Annotated in this window: 15 protein-coding genes and 1 tRNA gene; 10 read left to right on the top strand and 6 right to left on the bottom strand. The window is 71.2% G+C overall.

Annotation, left to right across the window (positions count from 1 at the left end; all coding sequences use genetic code 11):
- The first annotated feature begins 95 nt into the window (after nt 1–95).
- The gene (cpaB, locus tag ACI379_RS03255; RefSeq protein WP_439790628.1) at nt 96–761 is read left to right on the top strand and encodes a Flp pilus assembly protein CpaB; all 666 of its coding nucleotides are present in this window, start codon (nt 96–98) and stop codon (nt 759–761) included.
- Between the two features lie 69 nt (nt 762–830).
- Nucleotides 831–1,190, top strand: coding sequence for an MscL family protein (locus ACI379_RS03250; RefSeq protein WP_439790627.1), 360 nt, complete (start codon nt 831–833; stop codon nt 1,188–1,190).
- 326 nt (nt 1,191–1,516) lie between these two features.
- Here ACI379_RS03250 and ACI379_RS03245 read toward each other — a convergent pair whose 3' ends face one another.
- Nucleotides 1,517–1,804 (bottom strand): hypothetical protein, encoded by a 288-nt coding sequence (locus tag ACI379_RS03245; RefSeq protein WP_439790626.1) that lies wholly within the window; start codon nt 1,802–1,804, stop codon nt 1,517–1,519.
- The gene (locus tag ACI379_RS03240) at nt 1,801–3,039 is read right to left on the bottom strand and encodes an LCP family protein (protein ID WP_439790625.1); all 1,239 of its coding nucleotides are present in this window, start codon (nt 3,037–3,039) and stop codon (nt 1,801–1,803) included. Before ACI379_RS03240 ends, ACI379_RS03245 begins: the two co-directional genes overlap by 4 nt.
- A 174-nt stretch (nt 3,040–3,213) precedes the next feature.
- Here ACI379_RS03240 and ACI379_RS03235 point away from each other — a divergent pair.
- From ACI379_RS03235 to ACI379_RS03215, 5 genes are all read left to right on the top strand, one after another.
- Nucleotides 3,214–3,286, top strand: a tRNA-Arg gene (locus tag ACI379_RS03235).
- 68 nt (nt 3,287–3,354) lie between these two features.
- On the top strand, nt 3,355–4,065 hold the full coding sequence (locus ACI379_RS03230; RefSeq protein ID WP_439790624.1) for a PaaI family thioesterase: 711 nt from the start codon (nt 3,355–3,357) through the stop codon (nt 4,063–4,065).
- Between the two features lie 73 nt (nt 4,066–4,138).
- Nucleotides 4,139–6,046: a beta-propeller domain-containing protein gene (locus ACI379_RS03225; RefSeq protein ID WP_439790623.1), complete on the top strand. Its 1,908-nt coding sequence runs from the start codon at nt 4,139–4,141 to the stop codon at nt 6,044–6,046.
- A 29-nt stretch (nt 6,047–6,075) separates the two neighbouring features.
- Nucleotides 6,076–6,345 (top strand): DUF2277 domain-containing protein, encoded by a 270-nt coding sequence (locus ACI379_RS03220; RefSeq protein ID WP_439790622.1) that lies wholly within the window; start codon nt 6,076–6,078, stop codon nt 6,343–6,345.
- A gap of 82 nt (nt 6,346–6,427) precedes the next feature.
- Entirely contained in the window at nt 6,428–7,963 is a 1,536-nt protein-coding gene (locus ACI379_RS03215; protein ID WP_439790621.1) for an AMP-binding protein, read from the top strand.
- 88 nt (nt 7,964–8,051) lie between these two features.
- On the opposite strand, the gene ACI379_RS03210 is transcribed toward ACI379_RS03215, so the two are convergent.
- Nucleotides 8,052–8,738, bottom strand: a complete 687-nt coding sequence (locus ACI379_RS03210; RefSeq protein ID WP_439790620.1) for a metal-dependent transcriptional regulator — start codon at nt 8,736–8,738, stop codon at nt 8,052–8,054.
- A 120-nt stretch (nt 8,739–8,858) separates the two neighbouring features.
- Here ACI379_RS03210 and ACI379_RS03205 point away from each other — a divergent pair, with 120 nt between their 5' ends.
- Complete coding sequence (locus tag ACI379_RS03205) at nt 8,859–9,647, top strand: hypothetical protein (protein ID WP_439790619.1); 789 nt, start codon at nt 8,859–8,861, stop codon at nt 9,645–9,647.
- Nucleotides 9,644–11,203 (top strand): glycoside hydrolase family 13 protein, encoded by a 1,560-nt coding sequence (locus ACI379_RS03200; protein WP_439790618.1) that lies wholly within the window; start codon nt 9,644–9,646, stop codon nt 11,201–11,203. Before ACI379_RS03205 ends, ACI379_RS03200 begins: the two co-directional genes overlap by 4 nt.
- Before the next feature lie 65 nt (nt 11,204–11,268).
- Here the strand turns inward: ACI379_RS03200 and ACI379_RS03195 are convergent, their stop codons facing one another.
- A complete protein-coding gene (locus tag ACI379_RS03195; protein WP_439790617.1) occupies nt 11,269–11,748 on the bottom strand; it encodes a MarR family winged helix-turn-helix transcriptional regulator in 480 nt (159 codons plus the stop codon).
- A 12-nt stretch (nt 11,749–11,760) separates the two neighbouring features.
- Complete coding sequence (locus ACI379_RS03190; protein WP_439790616.1) at nt 11,761–13,335, bottom strand: MDR family MFS transporter; 1,575 nt, start codon at nt 13,333–13,335, stop codon at nt 11,761–11,763.
- A 686-nt stretch (nt 13,336–14,021) separates the two neighbouring features.
- Here ACI379_RS03190 and ACI379_RS03185 point away from each other — a divergent pair.
- A complete protein-coding gene (locus tag ACI379_RS03185) occupies nt 14,022–14,420 on the top strand; it encodes a hypothetical protein (protein WP_439790615.1) in 399 nt (132 codons plus the stop codon).
- 27 nt (nt 14,421–14,447) lie between these two features.
- On the opposite strand, the gene ACI379_RS03180 is transcribed toward ACI379_RS03185, so the two are convergent.
- The coding region (locus tag ACI379_RS03180) for an ABC transporter ATP-binding protein (RefSeq protein ID WP_439790614.1) at nt 14,448–16,356 on the bottom strand (1,909 nt) is incomplete at its 5' end.

The following is a 16,356-nucleotide window of genomic DNA, read 5'->3' as shown; positions in this document are numbered from 1 at the left end:
CCACTTCTTCTTCCTGACCCTCCACGGGCCGGTCCTGACGACCGGCGCTGTGGAGAAGGTCCCGGAGGCGGGCGCCGCGCCCTAGCGTCGCCCGCATGACCTCCGTCGTCCCACCGCCACGCCCGGGCCGAGCCTGGAGCCGTCGCGGGCGCCTGCTCCGGCGGCGCGTCCTGGCCCACCGCCGCCTGCTCGCGGCCGGGTGCGCCCTCGTCGCGGTCCTCTGTGGAGCCCGGGCCGTGACGCCTGCCCCTCCGCCGTCGGTGGCGGTCGCCGTGGCCGTACGCGACCTGGCCGCAGGCACGACCGTGGGGCCCGACGACCTGACCACGGTCCGCCTGCCGGCCGACGCGGTGCCCGACGGACTCGCGGCGTCGCCGACCGGGAGGGTCCTGGCCGCACCGATGCGGCGCGGGGAGCCCCTCACCGACGTACGGCTCGTCTCGGCCCAGCTGACCGTGGGGCAGCCGGGTGCCACCGCCCTCCCGGTCCGCCTGCCCGACGCCGGCATGGCTGACCTGCTCGCGCCGGGTGACGTCGTGGACCTGCTGGCCACCGATCCTCGTACGGGGGAGGCGCGTCCGGTGGCCCACGACGTACGGGTGCTGGCGATCCCCCGCGACGTCTCCGGGGCCTCCGCGGGAGGCTCCGGCGCGGGATCGGGGGTGGGGTCCGGAGCAATGGTGGTGCTCGAGGTCTCGGCCTCCGAGGCGGTGACACTGACCGGCGCGGCGCTCTCGGAGTACCTCACCGTCGCTTTGTGAGGTTAGGGTCTTTCACCGTCATTGAAAGAACCAACACCGGTGCTGCCGGTCCAACTCCAGGGAGCTGCTGTGGAGGGTTTCAAGAACTTCATCATGAAGGGCAATCTCATCGAGCTTGCCACCGCGTTCATCATGGGCACGGCATTCGCCGCGGTCGTGACGGCGACGGTCGACGTGATCATGGGCATCATCGGCAAGTTCGGCGGCCAGCCGGACTTCAACGCGTGGAAGCCTGAAGGGCTCCCGGTCGGTGCCTTCCTGACCGCTCTGGTGTCCTTCCTGATCATGGCCGCAGTTGTCTACTTCCTGATCGTGATGCCGTACCAGAGGGCCCGGGACCGCTGGTTCCCCGCCGCCGAGGAGGGCACCCCGGCTGACGTCGCCCTGCTCGAGGAGATCCGCGACCTGCTGAAGTCGCAGCGCGCCTGACGGCCGCCCCGTTCCGGCACCGGCCGGCACCTGGACCTCGTCCGGGTGCCGGCCGGTCTCGTTGGTGGGGCGTGGTCGGCGCCGGCGTCCTCCAGCGGGTGCCTGCGTCATCCCAACCCGCCGCCGGCCCCCCGTACGTCATCCGAACCCGCCGCCGACCCCGCGTGCGTCATCCGAACCCGCACCTATAGGTTCCGATCCGCATGACGCGCCCACCTTTCGAGGCGGCGCCGTATGACGCCCGGACCGTCACGACGCATTCGTATGACGCATGCCGCGCAGCGGCGCAGCAGCGCCCGCGCCGACCTCCGCCCGCGGAGAGAGCCTCAGAGGCCGGAGCGTCCGCCTCCGTGGTGGGGCGGGACCTGGGCGCGCAGCCACGCGTCGTTGGCCGACTCCGTACGCGGGGCGGCGTCGTCCCGCTCGTCACCGGTGGTCTCGGGCAGCACGTCACCGAAGATCTCCGCGAGCCGGCGCCGACGCTTCCACTCGGGCTCCTGCGGCTTCACGGGCACCTCGGGCACCTCCGCTCCCGGCACGACCTCTGCTCCCGGCACGTCCTCGGCCGCCCCCGCCCCGGCGGGCTCGGTCCCCTCCGGACGCTCGTCGCTCATGCGCACAACCCCACCGCGAGGCGTGCCTCGGCGGCCGCCTCCTCGTCCGGGGTCGGACCGGCAGTACCGCCAGTGCCACCGTCGCCGCCGGTTCCGGGCGTCGTGGTGGTGGACGGGTCGTCGCTGGGCTCGGGGTCCTGGGTCTTCTTCGCCCCGGGTGCCTTGGCGGCGCTGATCGAGCCGGTGGTCAGCGCCTTGGTCAGCGGCTTGTCGAGGCGGATCCGCTCCCAGACCTGGTCGGCCTCCTCGGTCCAGTACACGCGGCCCCAGTAGCCGGAGTCCCGGTCGAAGTAGGCGTTCGGGATGGTGATGAACTGGATCTTGTCCATGCCGATGTTCTGCAGCTGCATCGCCAGGCGGCCCATCTTGGCCGTCGAGCCGAGACCCTCGTCGGTGGTCAGCGACTTCGTGGCCGCGTCCAGGAACCCGATCACCCGGTCGAGGCGGGTCAGCGTTCCGGCCGACACCACCTTGTTGACCATCGAGGCGATGAACTCCTGCTGCCGCTTCGTACGACCGATGTCGGAGCCGTCGCCGATCTTGTAGCGCACCCGCACGTACGACAGGGCCTCGTCGCCGCGCAGCTCGCGCTCGCCGGCCTCGAGGTGGATCTGGTGCTCGGGGTCGTCGATCGGCTCGGGCAGGCAGACCGGGACGCCGTCGATGGCGTCGACCATCCCCTTGAACCCGTTGAAGTCGACCTCGATGAAGTGGTCGACGCGGATGTCGGTGTTGGCCTCGAACTGACGGATCGTGCACGCGGCGCCGCCGTACGCGAACGCGTCGTTCCACATGGCGTTCGTGCCACCGGGGATCTCGTCGTTCTCACCGCAGGCGGGGCGGTCGAGGATGGTGTCGCGAGGGATCGAGATGCCGTACGCCCGGGTGCGGTCGCCGGAGACGTGCAGCAGGATCGTGGTGTCCGAGACGCCACCCCCGGCCTCGCCGTCGATCTTGTTGCCCTCGCCGTCACGGGTGTCCGAGCCGAGCACCAGCACGTTGAGCGGCTCACCGTTGCCCGTGTACGTCTTCTCGGGCCGGTCCTTGCCGAGCGCGGCGGTGATGTCGCGGGTGTCGATGTTGGAGTTGAGGTGCCGGTAGAGGTACACCACCGACAACCCCGTCACCATGGCCAGCACCACGAGCGTGGAGGTGATGACACGCAGCACCGTGTGGTGGTGCTTCGGCTTCCCGCGACGCTTGGGCGCCGTCGCGCGACGGGAGTCATCAGGCACGGGGGGGTTGCCTCACTGTGGGAACTGCTGCTGACGGACGAAATGTAGTTGAACTGGGCAAACGGTACGAAGTACGGTCCGCCACCACCACACGCCGCCGACCGCGGGGCGGGGCCGGACTCGCCTCGTACCCTCCCGCCTGACAAGATGACCTCGGTCGGCGACGCCGACCACGCCCCAGTAGCTCAGTGGATAGAGCAGCCGCCTCCTAAGCGAAAGGTCGCAAGTTCGACTCTTGCCTGGGGCACCGGCAACCACCGACCATGAACCGGACTTTCCTGTCCGGACCGGGTGCGCGGGCCTAGGGTGCGGAGCGTGACGACCACGACCAGCACCCCCACCACGCCGCCTCCGCCCCAGCTGGTGGAGATGGACGCGGCCCAGATCGAGGCCGAGAAGGACCTGTACGTCCCGCTCACCGAAGCCGTCCGGGCGCTCGTGGACGCCAGTGTGCGCACCACGGTCGACGCGGCCACGATCACCGAGGTCACCGCCGTGCTGCGCGAGCAGGCCGACCGACTGACCGCGAGCCAGATCGACGGCCCGCTCGGGGTCCGCTGGACCACGCAGGGCAAGCGGCTGGCGTGGGGCAACGCGGTGGTCGGACGCCGCAACCCGATCGCCCCTCCGGTCGAACTGACCGCCGAGCCCGACGGCACCGTGTGGGGCGAGTTCACCCTCGGAGCGGCGTACGAGGGACCGAACCACCTCACCCACGGCGGCGTCTCCGCGCTGATCCTCGACCAGGTGCTGGGCGCTGCGGCCGAGGTGTCGGGCTCGCCGGGGATGACGGGCACCCTGACCCTGCGGTACGAGCGCGGCACCCCGCTGGGCCGACTGCGCGCCGAGGGCCGGGTGGTGCGCACCGAGGGCGTCAAGACGTACGCCGAGGGCACCATCTCCGACGAGCACGGCGTCTGCGTCCGCGCGGAGGGCGTCTTCATCCTCCCCGCCGCCGTACGTGCCCTGTACGAGGAGCACGCCGCGATCATCGGCTACGACCCCACCAGCTACCCGGAGACCTGAGCAACCCGGGACCTGAGCGGCCGGCCCCCGGCCGGCGCCGGAACCACACCCGCCGGGGTGGCGTCCCACCCCCATGAACGCGCCCCGGTCCTCCTCGCCCCGCCGCAACCCGGTACGTCTCGTCGCCCTCGGCGCCACCGCCACCCTGGCGCTGGCCGGCGCCTTCGGTACCGGCTGGGTGCTCGCCGAGCGGGGCGGCGACCGGCCCACCCCCACGGGCCCGACCACGGGCGCCGACCCGATCGCGCTGGCCGCGGGGCTGCGTACCGACCCGTCGTGCGACGACCTGCTGGCCAGCTTCGTCGAGCGGGGCCAGCGCCAGGTCGGCCCCTGGGGGTGGAGCGGCAACCCTGACGTCGTCTACGAGATGGGCGGTGCGGTCCCCCGGGACGCGATGTCCCGCGGCGCGATGCCCAGCACCTCCCGCGTCACCAGCAACGAGTCCGGCACCAACGTGCAGGAGGTCGGCGTCGACGAGGCCGACGTGGTCAAGACGCGCGATGACCTCCTGGTCCGCATGGACGGGCGCGACCTGGAGGTCTGGGACGTCGGCGGCGCCGAGCCCGTCGAGCGCAGCAGTGTCACCCTGGAGGAGCACTCCGCGGCCCGCATCGACGACGTCAACCAGCTGCTCCTGGTCGGCGACACCGCCGTCGTCGTCGGCGTGGAGCCCGACGAGCAGGTCAGCGGCTGGGTGACCACCCTCGACCTCTCCTCCCCCGACGAACCCACCGTCGTCGGCACGGTCGAGGTCCAGGGCAGCATCGACGAGATCCGGCTCCACGGCGACGTCGTACGCCTGGTCGTCAACGCTGGCCTGCCCGAGCTCGACTTCGTGGAGCCCGGCCTGCTGCGCGGCGAGCGCGGCGCCGAACGACGCAACCGCGAGATCGTCGCGGACAGCACGATCGAGGACTGGCTGCCCACCGTCGACGGAGAGCTCATCGGCGACTGCGGGGACGTCGCGATCCCCGAGGACGACACCTTCCTGGGCTCCACCGTGGTTGCCGCCTTCGACCCGACCGACGCCGGGGTGGCCGAGGAGTTCGCGGACGGCTCGGCGGACGGCTGGAGCGTCGCCGGGGTCGCGACCACCGCCGCGAGCACGTACATGTCCACCGACCGGCTCTACCTGGCCTCGGGCTACCGGGCGGTCGGCGACCAGACCTTCCGGGAGTGCTTCGGCTGCGAGCCCGCCGGCAGCGGACGTACCCGCATCGACGCCTTCGCCCTGGACGGCACCAGCACCACCTGGGTGGCCGGGGCCAGCCTGGACGGCGCCGTGGCCGACCGCTGGTCGATGGACGCCGTCGGCGGGTCGCTCCGCGTCGCGCTCGGTGCCACGTCGGAGACCGGTGACTTCAACTCGGTCGTGGTCCTCGACGAGCGCGCCGGCGCCCTGGAGGAACGCTCCCGGGTCGACCACCTCGGCCCCGGCGAGGAGATCAAGTCGGTGCGCTGGTTCGACGACCTCGCCATCGTGGTCACGTTCCGCCAGATCGACCCGTTGTACGCCGTCGACCTCAGCGACCCCGACTCCCCCCGCCTGCTCGGCGAGCTGAAGATCCCCGGGTTCTCGGAGTACCTGCACCCGCTGGGCTCGATGCGGATGGTCGGGCTCGGCCAGGACGGCAGCCGGATGGGCCGCGGCCAGGCGGCGGTCTTCGACGTCACCGACCTCACGGACGTACGCCGGCTCGACGTCCACACGTACGCCCCGGCCACCCAGATGGGGGCGGCCGGAGACCCCCGCCAGTTCACCTGGATGCCGGAGCACCGCACCGTGCTGACCGTGGTCATCAAGGGCTGGGACCGGCCGACGGCGTACGTCTCGGTGCTCCATCTGGTCGACGGCGAGCTGCACAACCGGATGATCGAGGTCGAGCACGGCAGCGACGTGTCACGCGTTCGGACCGTGCCGCTGGCCGACGGTCGCGTGGCCCTGAACACCTCCTCGGGCGTGGAGTTCCTCGACCTGTGAGGCGGCCACGCCCGGCGTAGGCTCGAACCATGTGCCGCAACATCCGACCGCTCAACAACTTCGAGCCGCCGGCCACCTCCGACGAGGTCGTCGCCGCCGCCCTGCAGTACGTGCGCAAGGTGGGCGGCGCGACCAAGCCGTCGGCGGCCAACCAGGCCGCGTACGACCGCGCCGTCGCCGAGATCGCGCACGCCACCCAGCACCTCCTGGACAGCCTGGTCACCACCGCGCCACCCAAGGACCGCGACGTGGAGGCCGAGAAGGCCAGGGCCCGCGCCCGGCTCCGCTACGGCTCCTGACGACACCCTCTCGAGAGGGTGTGACGGTGACCACAAGGCTGGAATGATCGGACGTTGACCGCCCGATCCCTGGAGGCAAGCAGTGTTCGTTCCGTTCAGCGTCAGTGACTTCATCGACCGCGCCGTCGCCGTGTACGGCCAGCGGGTCGGCGTCGTCGACGAGCCCGACCAGCCCGCACCCAGCCAGGGCGAGCTGACGTACGCCCAGGTCGGCGAGCTCGCCAAGCGGCAGGCGGCCCGGCTCGACGAGCTCGGCATCGCTCCGGGCGAGCGGGTCGCGATCGTGAGCCACAACTCCGCGCGCTTCCTGACCTCGTTCTTCGGCGTCTCCGGGTACGGCCGCGTGCTGGTCCCGATCAACTTCCGGCTGCGCCCCTCCGAGGTGCAGTACATCGTCCAGCAGTCCGGCGCCCGGATGCTGCTGGTCGACCCGGAGATCGACGCCGAGCTGGCCGACGTGGAGGCCGAGTTCCGGTACGTCCTCGGCGACGACGACGCCATCTACGCGGCCCCGGGCAGCGAGCCGGTCCCGTGGACGCCCGACGAGAACGCGACCGCGACGATCAACTACACCTCCGGCACCACGGCGATGCCCAAGGGCGTCCAGCTGACGCACCGCAACATCTGGACCAACGCGGCGACCTTCGGGCTCCACCTGGGCGTCAGCGACCGCGACGTCTACCTGCACACGCTGCCGACCTTCCACGCCAACGGCTGGGGCATGCCGTTCACCCTGACCGGGGTCGGTGGCAAGCACGTCGTGCTCCGCAAGGTCGACGGCGCCGAGATCCTGCGCCGCGTCGAGGAGCACGGCGTCACCGTCATGTGCGCCGCGCCGGCCGTCTGCTCGGCGGTGCTGTCGGCGGCAGCCGAGTGGGACGGCGAGATCCCGGGTCGCGACCGGGTCCGGATCATCGTGGCCGGTGCCCCGCCGCCGACCGCGACGGTCGCCGCCATCGAGGAGAAGCTGGGCTGGGAGTTCATCCAGATCTACGGCCTCACCGAGACCTCTCCCCTGCTGACGGTGAACCGCCGTCGCAGCGAGTGGGACGACCTGACTCCCGAGGAGCGTGCCGGCAAGCTGGTCCGCGCCGGTGCTCCCGCGCTGGGCGTGACGCTGGACATCAACCCCACCGACGGGGAGGTGCTGGCCCGGTCCAACGTGGTGCTTGAGGGCTACTGGAACAAGCCGGAGGAGACCTCGGCGGCCCTGCGTGACGGGTGGTTCCACACCGGCGACGGCGGCAGCATCGACGACGAGGGCTACCTGACGATCTCCGACCGCAAGAAGGACGTCATCATCACCGGCGGCGAGAACGTCTCCTCGATCGAGGTGGAGGACGTGCTCTTCTCCCACCCGGCCGTCTCCGAGGTCGCCGTGATCGGCGTCCCGAGCGAGAAGTGGGGCGAGACGATCAAGGCCCTGGTGGTGCTCACGCCCGGCACCGAGGCGACCGAGGCCGACCTGATCTCCTGGTGCAAGGAGCGGGCCGCCGGCTACAAGGCGCCCACCTCGGTGGAGTTCCGCGACGAGCTGGCCCGCACGGCCACCGGCAAGCTGCAGAAGTTCAAGCTGCGTGAGCCGTACTGGAAGGGCATGTCCAAGAACGTCGGCTGACGGTACGCGACGAGGCCCGGCTCCCCTCGGGGAACCGGGCCTCGGTGCGTCTGGCGTCGCGGCCTCGCGTCGTACGTCTGGCGCAGGCTCAGGCGGGCGTGCCGAAGACGTGCTCGGCCGCCTCGTAGACGACCTCGGCGGTCTCACCGCCGGAGCCGATCAGCACGCCCTGGTCGGTGGCGGCCACGGTGACCGTACGGCCGGGCAGCGCTCCGACGCGGCGCAGCGCGCTCATCAGGGCCTCGTCCTTCTGCAGCTCCTCGGAGATGCGGCGCACGTGCACGCGCAGGTCCTCGGCGCCGGCGATGTCGGCGAGCGACTCGACCCCGTCCATGAACTCCTCCTCGGCCGGGGTCTGGCCGAGCTCGTCGAGTCCGGGGATCGGGTTGCCGTACGGCGACTCGGTGGGGTGGTCGAGCAGCTCGATCAGGCGGCGCTCGACGGTCTCCGACATCACGTGCTCCCAGCGGCACGCCTCGGCGTGCACGAGCTCCCACTCGAGCCCGATCACGTCGGTGAGCAGGCGCTCGGCCAGGCGGTGCTTGCGCATCACGCGGGTGGCGAGGCGCTGGCCCTCCTCGGTGAGCTGGAGGTGGCGGTCGCCCTCGACGGTGAGCAGGCCGTCGCGCTCCATGCGGGCCACGGTCTGGGAGACGGTGGGTCCGCTCTGGTGCAGGCGCTCGGCGATCCTGGCTCGCAGCGGGACGATGCCCTCCTCCACGAGCTCGTAGATCGTGCGCAGGTACATCTCGGTGGTGTCGATGAGGTCGCTCACCCGGCCCATTGTGCCCTGTCGGGGGGACAAAAGGCCCACGGTCGCGGTCCCCCGGACCGAAACCGGGCACACCGGTCCGTCGCGTGCCACCGCGTGGCCGTTGGTGGCACGATGAACAGGGTGAGCGAACTCATCGTCCCGGCCCGCTTCAACGGACCTCCGACCTCGGGCAACGGCGGCTGGACGGCCGGCGCCCTCGCCTCCCAGGACTCCTTCGACTGCCCCGACCGGCGCAACGACGCGTGGCCCTCCCTCGAGGTGTCGCTGCGCCAGCCGCCGCCGTTGGACACGCCGATGCGGGTGAGCGAGGAGGACGGTGTCGTCACCGCCTCCTTCGGGGGCGCCGTGGTCGCCACGGCCAGGCGCAGCGACCACGAGCCGGTGGAGGTCGACGGCACCGACCCGGTCTCGGCGGCCCGCGCCTCCGAGCACTACCCGGGACTCGTCGACCACCCGTTCGCGACCTGCTTCTCCTGCGGTCCTGCCCGGGGGGAGGGTGACGGGCTGCGGATCTTCCCCGGCCCGTTGGCCGACGGGACCGGCCGGCTGGCCGCGACCTGGACCCCGCACCCCAGCCTGGCCGAGGACTGGCACACCTACGTCGACGAGCACGCCCGCGCCGGGGTGGCGGCCACCTGGGCGGCCCTGGACTGCATCGGCGGCTGGGCGGGCGGCCTGACCGACGAGGTCAAGGTGCTGGGTCGGATGACGGCCCGGCTCGACGCCCTGCCGGTGGTCGGCGAGGAGCACGTGGTGGTGGGCGAGCCCCGCGGGCGCGAGGGGCGCAAGACGTTCACCGCCGCCACCCTCTACGACTCCGACGGACGCGTCGTGGCCACGGCGGAGCACGTCTGGATCACGGTCGACCCGGCCATGTTCGCCGCACCTGCCGACGGGGCGGGCTCGTGATCTCGGCGCCCTGGTGGCGGCACGCGGTGGTCCACCAGGTGTACGTGCGCAGCTTCGCCGACTCCGACGGCGACGGTCTGGGCGACCTGCCCGGCATCACGGCACGGCTCGACCACCTCGCCGACCTCGGCGTGGACGCGGTCTGGCTGACCCCCTTCTACACCTCGCCGCAGCACGACCACGGCTACGACGTCGCCGACTACACCGGGGTCGACCCGCGGTTCGGCACGATGGCCGATCTGGACGCGCTGGTGGCGCGTGCCCACGCGCTGCGACTGCGGGTCGTGGTCGACCTGGTCCCCAACCACACCTCCTCCGAGCACCCCTGGTTCCCGGCGGCGCTGGCGGCTGCGCCGGGCTCGCCCGAGCGCGACCGGTACCTCTTCCGGACTGGCCGCAACGGCGGCGACGAGCCGCCCAACAACTGGGGATCCATGTTCGGCGGCCCAGCCTGGACCCGCGTCGAGGGCAGCGACCAGTGGTACCTCCACCTCTTCGACACCACCCAGCCCGACCTCAACTGGCGCAACCCCGAGGTGGGCGAGATGTTCGCCGACGTCCTGCGCTTCTGGCTGGACCGCGGCGTTGACGGTTTCCGGATCGACGTCGCCCACGGCCTGTACAAGGAGGAGTCCCTGCGCGACAAGGTCGACACGGCGCCGGTCGCCGAGGCGACCTCGATGGTCGACCGGCCGCTGCAGGACGAGCCGATGTTCGACCAGCCCGAGGTGCACGAGGTGTACCGCTCCTGGCGGCGCATCCTCGACTCGTACCCGGGCGAGAGGATGGCCGTCGCCGAGGCGTGGACCCAGACGCCCGAGGCGATGGCCCGCTACATCCGGCCCGACGAGCTGCACCAGTCCTTCAACTTCGCCTGGCTCTCGGCGCCGTGGTCGGCCGAGGCGTTCCGTACGGTCGTGACGGACACGCTGGCGGCGGTGGCCCCGGTCGGGGCGAGCGCCACGTGGGTGCTGAGCAACCACGACGTGGTGCGCCACCCGACGCGGTACGGCGGCGGCCCTGTGGGGCTGGCCCGCGCACGCGCCGCGACGCTGACGATGCTGGGGCTGCCCGGCTCCAGCTACCTGTACCAGGGCGAGGAGCTCGGCCTGGAGGAGGTCAACGTCCCCGAGGAGGCCCGCCAGGACCCGGCGTGGTTCCGGATGGGGCTGGGCCGCGACGGCTGCCGGGTGCCGATCCCGTGGAGCGGCGACGCTCCCCCGTACGGCTTCGGGCCCGGCGAGGGCCAACCGTGGCTGCCGCAACCCGAGGGCTGGAGCACGCTCAGCGTGGAGGCCGAGCAGGCCTCGGCCGATTCCACACTGACCTTCTACCGCCGTACGCTGGCGGCCCGTCGGCGGCACCTGGTGGACGCGCCGGAGGAGATCGCCTGGCTCGACCTGGGCGACGACGTGCTGGCGTTCGTACGGGGCGGTGTGACGGTCGTCCTCAACTGCGGCACCGAGGCGGTCCCGCTGCCCGAGGGCGTGGCCCTGGCCGCCTCGGGACCGGTCACCGACGGGCTCCCTCCCGACACCGCTGTCTGGCTGCGCTGAGCGCTGGACGACCCAGCCCCGCAGCGGCTCCGTGAAGGCCGTGGCGGGGCTGGGTCGGTGTCAGGTCAGCAGCTCGACGCCGGGACCGCCGGCGGCAGGTCGGCCAGGGTCTGCTCGAGGAGGGCGTTGTAGCGGCTGAAGGCGTCGACGAACGCCTCCAGGTCCCCCTCGCTCCACGACCCCAGCACCTTCTCGAGGACTCCGATGCGCACCTCGGCGACCTCGCGCACGCGGGCCCGCGCGACCTCGCTGACGTGCAGGATCACCGCACGCCGGTCGTCGGGGTCGGCCTCCTTGGTGATGAGCCCGAGGTCGACCAGGCTGTGCACCGAGCGGCTGACCGCGCCCTTGTCCAGGTGGAAGACGTCGACGAGCACGGAGGCGCGCAGCGGCCCCATCGTGGTGAGGTAGGTGAGCACCAGGTACGCCGCGGGCGTGAGGTCCTCATGCACCATGGCTGCGCGCTCCGCCACCACCCGGCGCGAGCGGCGCATCAGCACGCCGACCTCGCGCTCGAGGGACTGCAGCATCTCGATCCGGTCCATGACGTCGTCGCCTCAGTGCGCGCCGGCGTCGACGGCCGCGGGCGACTCCGCCGCGACCCGCTCCGCCTTGAGCTCGTCGTCGCGCATCACGGTGGTCCGCAGCGGGACCTCCTTGATCAGCAGGACGCAGACCAGGGCGAGGACGGCGAACGGCACGCCGACCATGAACACGTCACCGATGGCACCGCCGAACGCCTGCTCGTAGATGTCACGGATGACCGGAGGGAGGCTGGCCAGGTCGGGGATCGAGTGGCTCTCGTGCGAGCTGTCCCCGATCTGGGCCTGCACCTCGGCGGGGAGCTTCTGGAAGCCCGCCAGGACCGAGTCGGCGACCTTGTGGCTCAGCAGCGCGCCGAGGGCCGCGACACCGGCGGAACCACCGATGGAGCGGAAGAACGCGACCAGCGAGGAGGCGGCACCCATGTCCGCGTTGGCGGTGTTGTTCTGCACGGCGAGCACGAGGTTCTGCATCGTCATGCCCAGACCGAGGCCGAGCAGGGTCATCGAGAGGCCGACGCGCAGCAGGTGCGTGTCCGCGTCGATGGTGCCGAGCAGCGCGAGGCCGGCGATGACCAGGACCATGCCGCCGACCAGGAACCGCTTCCAGCGGCCGGTCCGGGTGACGAGTCGACCGGAGACGACGCTGGTGACGAAGAGGCCACCGACCATGAAGATCGACATCAGGCCGGCCTTGGTGGGGCTCATCCCGCGGGCCATCTGGAAGTACTGGCTGAGGTAGACCGTCGAGCCGAACATCGCGACACCGATGAGCACGGAGGCCAGGGTGGCGAGCACCGTCGTACGGTCGCGGAACAGGCGCAGCGGGATGACGGGCTCCTTGGCGCCGAACGCCTCCCAGGCGACGGCGAGGGCGATGACGACGACGGCCGCACCGAGCAGGGCGAAGCTGGTGCCGGAGACCCAGTCGAACTGGTTGCCGCCCAGGGAGACCCAGATCAACAGCGCGGAGACGCCGCCCATGATCAGCAGCGAGCCGACGTAGTCGATGCTTGCCTCGCGGCGCTGGAACTGGATGTTCAGCTTCATCTGCAGCACGACGAACGCGATGACGGAGATCGGCACGCCGATGTAGAAGCACCAACGCCAGCCGACGGTGTCGACCAGCAGACCGCCGATGAGCGGACCCGACACGGTCGCCATCGCGAAGACGGCACCGATGTAGCCCGAGTACCGACCGCGCTCGCGCGGCGACACCATCTTGGCGATCACGACCTGCACGAGGGCGGTCAGACCGCCGATGCCGAGGCCCTGCACGACGCGGGCCCCGATGAGCATCTCCATGCTCTGCGAGAAGCCCGCCACCAGCGAACCCACGGCGAAGATCGCCAGCGAGATCTGGACGAGGACCTTGTTGTTGAACAGGTCGGCCAGCTTGCCCCAGACGGGGGTGGTGACCGTCATGGCCAGCATCGTCGAGACCACGACCCACGTGTAGCCGGTCTGGCTGCCGTTGAGGTCGGAGACGATGCGGGGCAGGGCGTTGGACACGATGGTGCTGGACACCATCGCCACGAACATGGCGAGGAGGAGGCCGCTGAGGGCCTCGAGGACCTCGCGGTGGGTCATCTGACCCGATTCCTGGGCCGTCACGGGCGGCGCAGAGGGGTTGGACACAGGTTCTCGATTCACAGTAGGTCACTGGCTGCCGTCGGGGCGCTGGTGCGCGCACGGGACGGGCGACGACGTCGCGGCGAAGGCAGTCCGGAGGATCACTCCATTGGTTGCCGATGACAACCATAGGCCGAACAAGTTGCCAACGGCAACCATTCCCGTACGGATGTCGCACACGTCATGCGGACGCGTACGCATGACGCGGGCTTGGACGCGTACGCATGACGCAACCCTGCGGCTCGGGCGTTCCGTCCGGTGGGCGGACCGGCGCCCCTCCAGGCGCGGGAGGTCGAGAAATGGAGCGACCCGCAGGCTGTCCCCTCCTGGGGACCTCGGCCGGTGGATGACTCCGGAGCCTGCGGGTCGGGTGACTGCTGTGGATTCGCTCCAGCACCGGGCAGCCAGCCGGGCTGGTGGGTGCTGTCAGCGGACAGCCACCTCACTCATCCGAAAAGACTTCATGTTTCGGACCACCTCCTTTCCGTGTCCCTCCACGGTAGGCCGCGCGCCGCGCGTCGCCAACCCATTTATCCGCACGGATAGGGCGGGTGACGGTTTGGGCCCGGCCGACGTCGGGCATCCTGTACGGCAGAGGCTGCGGCAGCCCGGCCGGAGCCACTGCACTCAAGGGGGAAACCACCATGTCCAACCGTCTGCGAGCAGCCGTCGCCGCCACGGCCGGCCTCACACTGCTCAGCCCGCTGCTCCTGGGTGCGCCGGCCCACGCGGCCCCGCGCAAGGTGGCCAGCACGGTCACCATCTCCGGCTACGAGCTCGTCAACGACAGCGTCGTCTTCAAGGGCACGGTGAAGTCGAAGAAGGCGTTCTGCAAGAAGCGTCGCGTGGTCACCCTTCGTCAGGTCGACGACGGCGTGAACGCCGGCACGGCCCGGACCACCACGCGGGGCGCGTGGAAGGTCCGGTTCGCCCAGGACCGGGTCAACCCAGGGACCTTCCGTGCGACGGTCAAGGCCAAGAAGGTCCGCGTCAAGGGCCGCACCTACCTGTGCAAGGCCGACACCGTCACGTACGAGGCCTGACCCTTCCAGCCCCGGCTCAGTGCCGGCTCACTCCTCGGCCACGGCCGCAGCGAACTGGGCCGCACTGAGCCGGGCGTACGCCCCGCCTGCGGCGAGCAGGTCGGCGTGACTGCCCTGCTCCACGATCGCCCCGTCCTCCATGACCACGATCAGGTCCGCGTCGCGGATCGTGCTCAACCGGTGCGCGATCACGAAGGACGTCCGATCGGCGCGCAGCGCCGACATCGCCTGCTGCAGCAGCAGCTCCGTACGCGTGTCGACCGAGCTGGTGGCCTCGTCCAGGATCAGCAGCGCCGGGTCGCACAGGAACGCCCGCGCGATCGTGACCAGTTGACGCTCGCCCGCGGAGAGGTTCGAGCCCTCCTCGTCGATGACGGTCTCGTAGCCCTCGGGCAGCGAGTGCACGAAGCGGTCGACGAAGGTGGCCCGGGCCGCCTCCAGCACCTGCTCGTGCGTGGCGTCGGGACGGCCGTACGCGATGTTCTCCGCGATCGTGCCCTTGAACAGCCAGGTGTCCTGGAGCACCATCCCGATCCGGCTGCGCAGCTCGCCGCGGGGCACGGAGGCGATGTCCACCCCGTCGAGGGTGATCCGCCCGCCGGTGACCTCGTAGAAGCGCATCACCAGGTTGACCAGCGTCGTCTTGCCGGCACCGGTGGGCCCGACGATGGCGACGGTCTGCCCCGGCTCCGCGACCAGGTCGAGGTGGCTGATCAGCGGGCGCTCGGGGTCGTACGAGAAGGAGACGTCCTCGAAGCGCACCTGGCCCCTGGCCGGCGACGGCAGCGTCCCGGTCGCCGAGTCGTCCTCGCGCGGGGCGTCGACGAGCTGGAAGATCCGCTCGGCCGAGGCGACCCCGGACTGGAGCAGGTTGGCCATCGAGGCGATCTGGCTCAGCGGCTGGTTGAACTGCCGCGCGTACTGGATGAACGCCTGCACGTCGCCCAGGCTGAGCGACCCCGTGGTGACCCGCAGCCCGCCCACGACGGCGATGGCCACGTAGTTGAGGTTCCCGACGAACATCATGATCGGCATGATCAGACCGCTGATGAACTGCGCCGACCACGACGCCTGGTACAGCGCGTCGTTCTCCTGGGCGAACGTCTCCTCCGCGGCGCCCTGACGGCCGAACACCTTGACCAGCGCGTGGCCGGAAAAGGTCTCCTCGATGTGGGCGTTGAGCTGACCCGTACGGCGCCACTGCGCGATGAACAGGTTCTGGGAGCGCTTCATGATCTGGCCGGTGACGACCATCGAGACCGGCACCGAGACGAGCGCGATCAGGGCGAGCAGCGGGGAGATCCACAGCATCATCGCGAGCACCGCGAAGACCGTGAGGACGGCCGTGAGCAGCTGGCTGAGCGTCTGCTGCAGCGACTGCGCCAGGTTGTCGATGTCGTTGGTGGCGCGGCTCAGCAGCTCGCCGCGGGGCTGACGGTCGAAGTAGCCGAGCGGCAACCGGTGCACGGTCTCCTCGACCTCGCCGCGCAGGCGGCGGATCACCGACTGCACGACGTCGTTGAGCAGGAAGCCGGCCAGCCAGGCGAGCAGCGCACCGAGGACGTACACGGCCAGCACGGCGAGCAGCACCCGGCCGACGGCGTCGAAGTCGACGCCCTGCCCCGGGTGGACGTCCATCGCGGCGACCATGTCGGCGAACCGCCCCTGCCCGTCGGCCCGCAGCGCGGCCACGGCCTCGGCCTTGCTCATCCCGGCCGGCAGGCGGCCACCGATGAGGCCGGCGAAGACCAGGTCGGTGGCGCGGCCCAGGATGCGCGGCCCGACCGCGGTGAGCAGCACGCTGACGACGGTCAGCCCCAGGATGGTCAGCACCTTGGGCCGCTCGGGTCGCATCATCGCGACCACGCGGCGCGCCGAGGGCCAGAACGTGTCGGCCTTCTGACCGACCATGCCCCCGCCGGGGCCGTGCCCCGGT

Origin of the sequence: Nocardioides sp. (genome assembly GCF_051876515.1) — a bacterium.
In the GTDB taxonomy this organism is placed as follows: Bacteria; Actinomycetota; Actinomycetes; order Propionibacteriales; family Nocardioidaceae; genus Nocardioides.
This window is presented reverse-complemented; position numbering and strand designations above follow the sequence as displayed.

What these genes read in the sequence shown, in the direction of transcription:
- cpaB (WP_439790628.1), top strand. Translation starts at nt 96, where the DNA reads ATGACCTCCGTCGTCCCACCGCCACGCCCGGGCCGAGCCTGGAGCCGT.
- ACI379_RS03245 (WP_439790626.1), bottom strand. Translation starts at nt 1,804, where the DNA reads ATGAGCGACGAGCGTCCGGAGGGGACCGAGCCCGCCGGGGCGGGGGCG.
- ACI379_RS03225 (WP_439790623.1), top strand. Translation starts at nt 4,139, where the DNA reads ATGAACGCGCCCCGGTCCTCCTCGCCCCGCCGCAACCCGGTACGTCTC.
- ACI379_RS03220 (WP_439790622.1), top strand. Translation starts at nt 6,076, where the DNA reads ATGTGCCGCAACATCCGACCGCTCAACAACTTCGAGCCGCCGGCCACC.
- ACI379_RS03195 (WP_439790617.1), bottom strand. Translation starts at nt 11,748, where the DNA reads ATGGACCGGATCGAGATGCTGCAGTCCCTCGAGCGCGAGGTCGGCGTG.
- ACI379_RS03190 (WP_439790616.1), bottom strand. Translation starts at nt 13,335, where the DNA reads ATGACCCACCGCGAGGTCCTCGAGGCCCTCAGCGGCCTCCTCCTCGCC.
- ACI379_RS03185 (WP_439790615.1), top strand. Translation starts at nt 14,022, where the DNA reads ATGTCCAACCGTCTGCGAGCAGCCGTCGCCGCCACGGCCGGCCTCACA.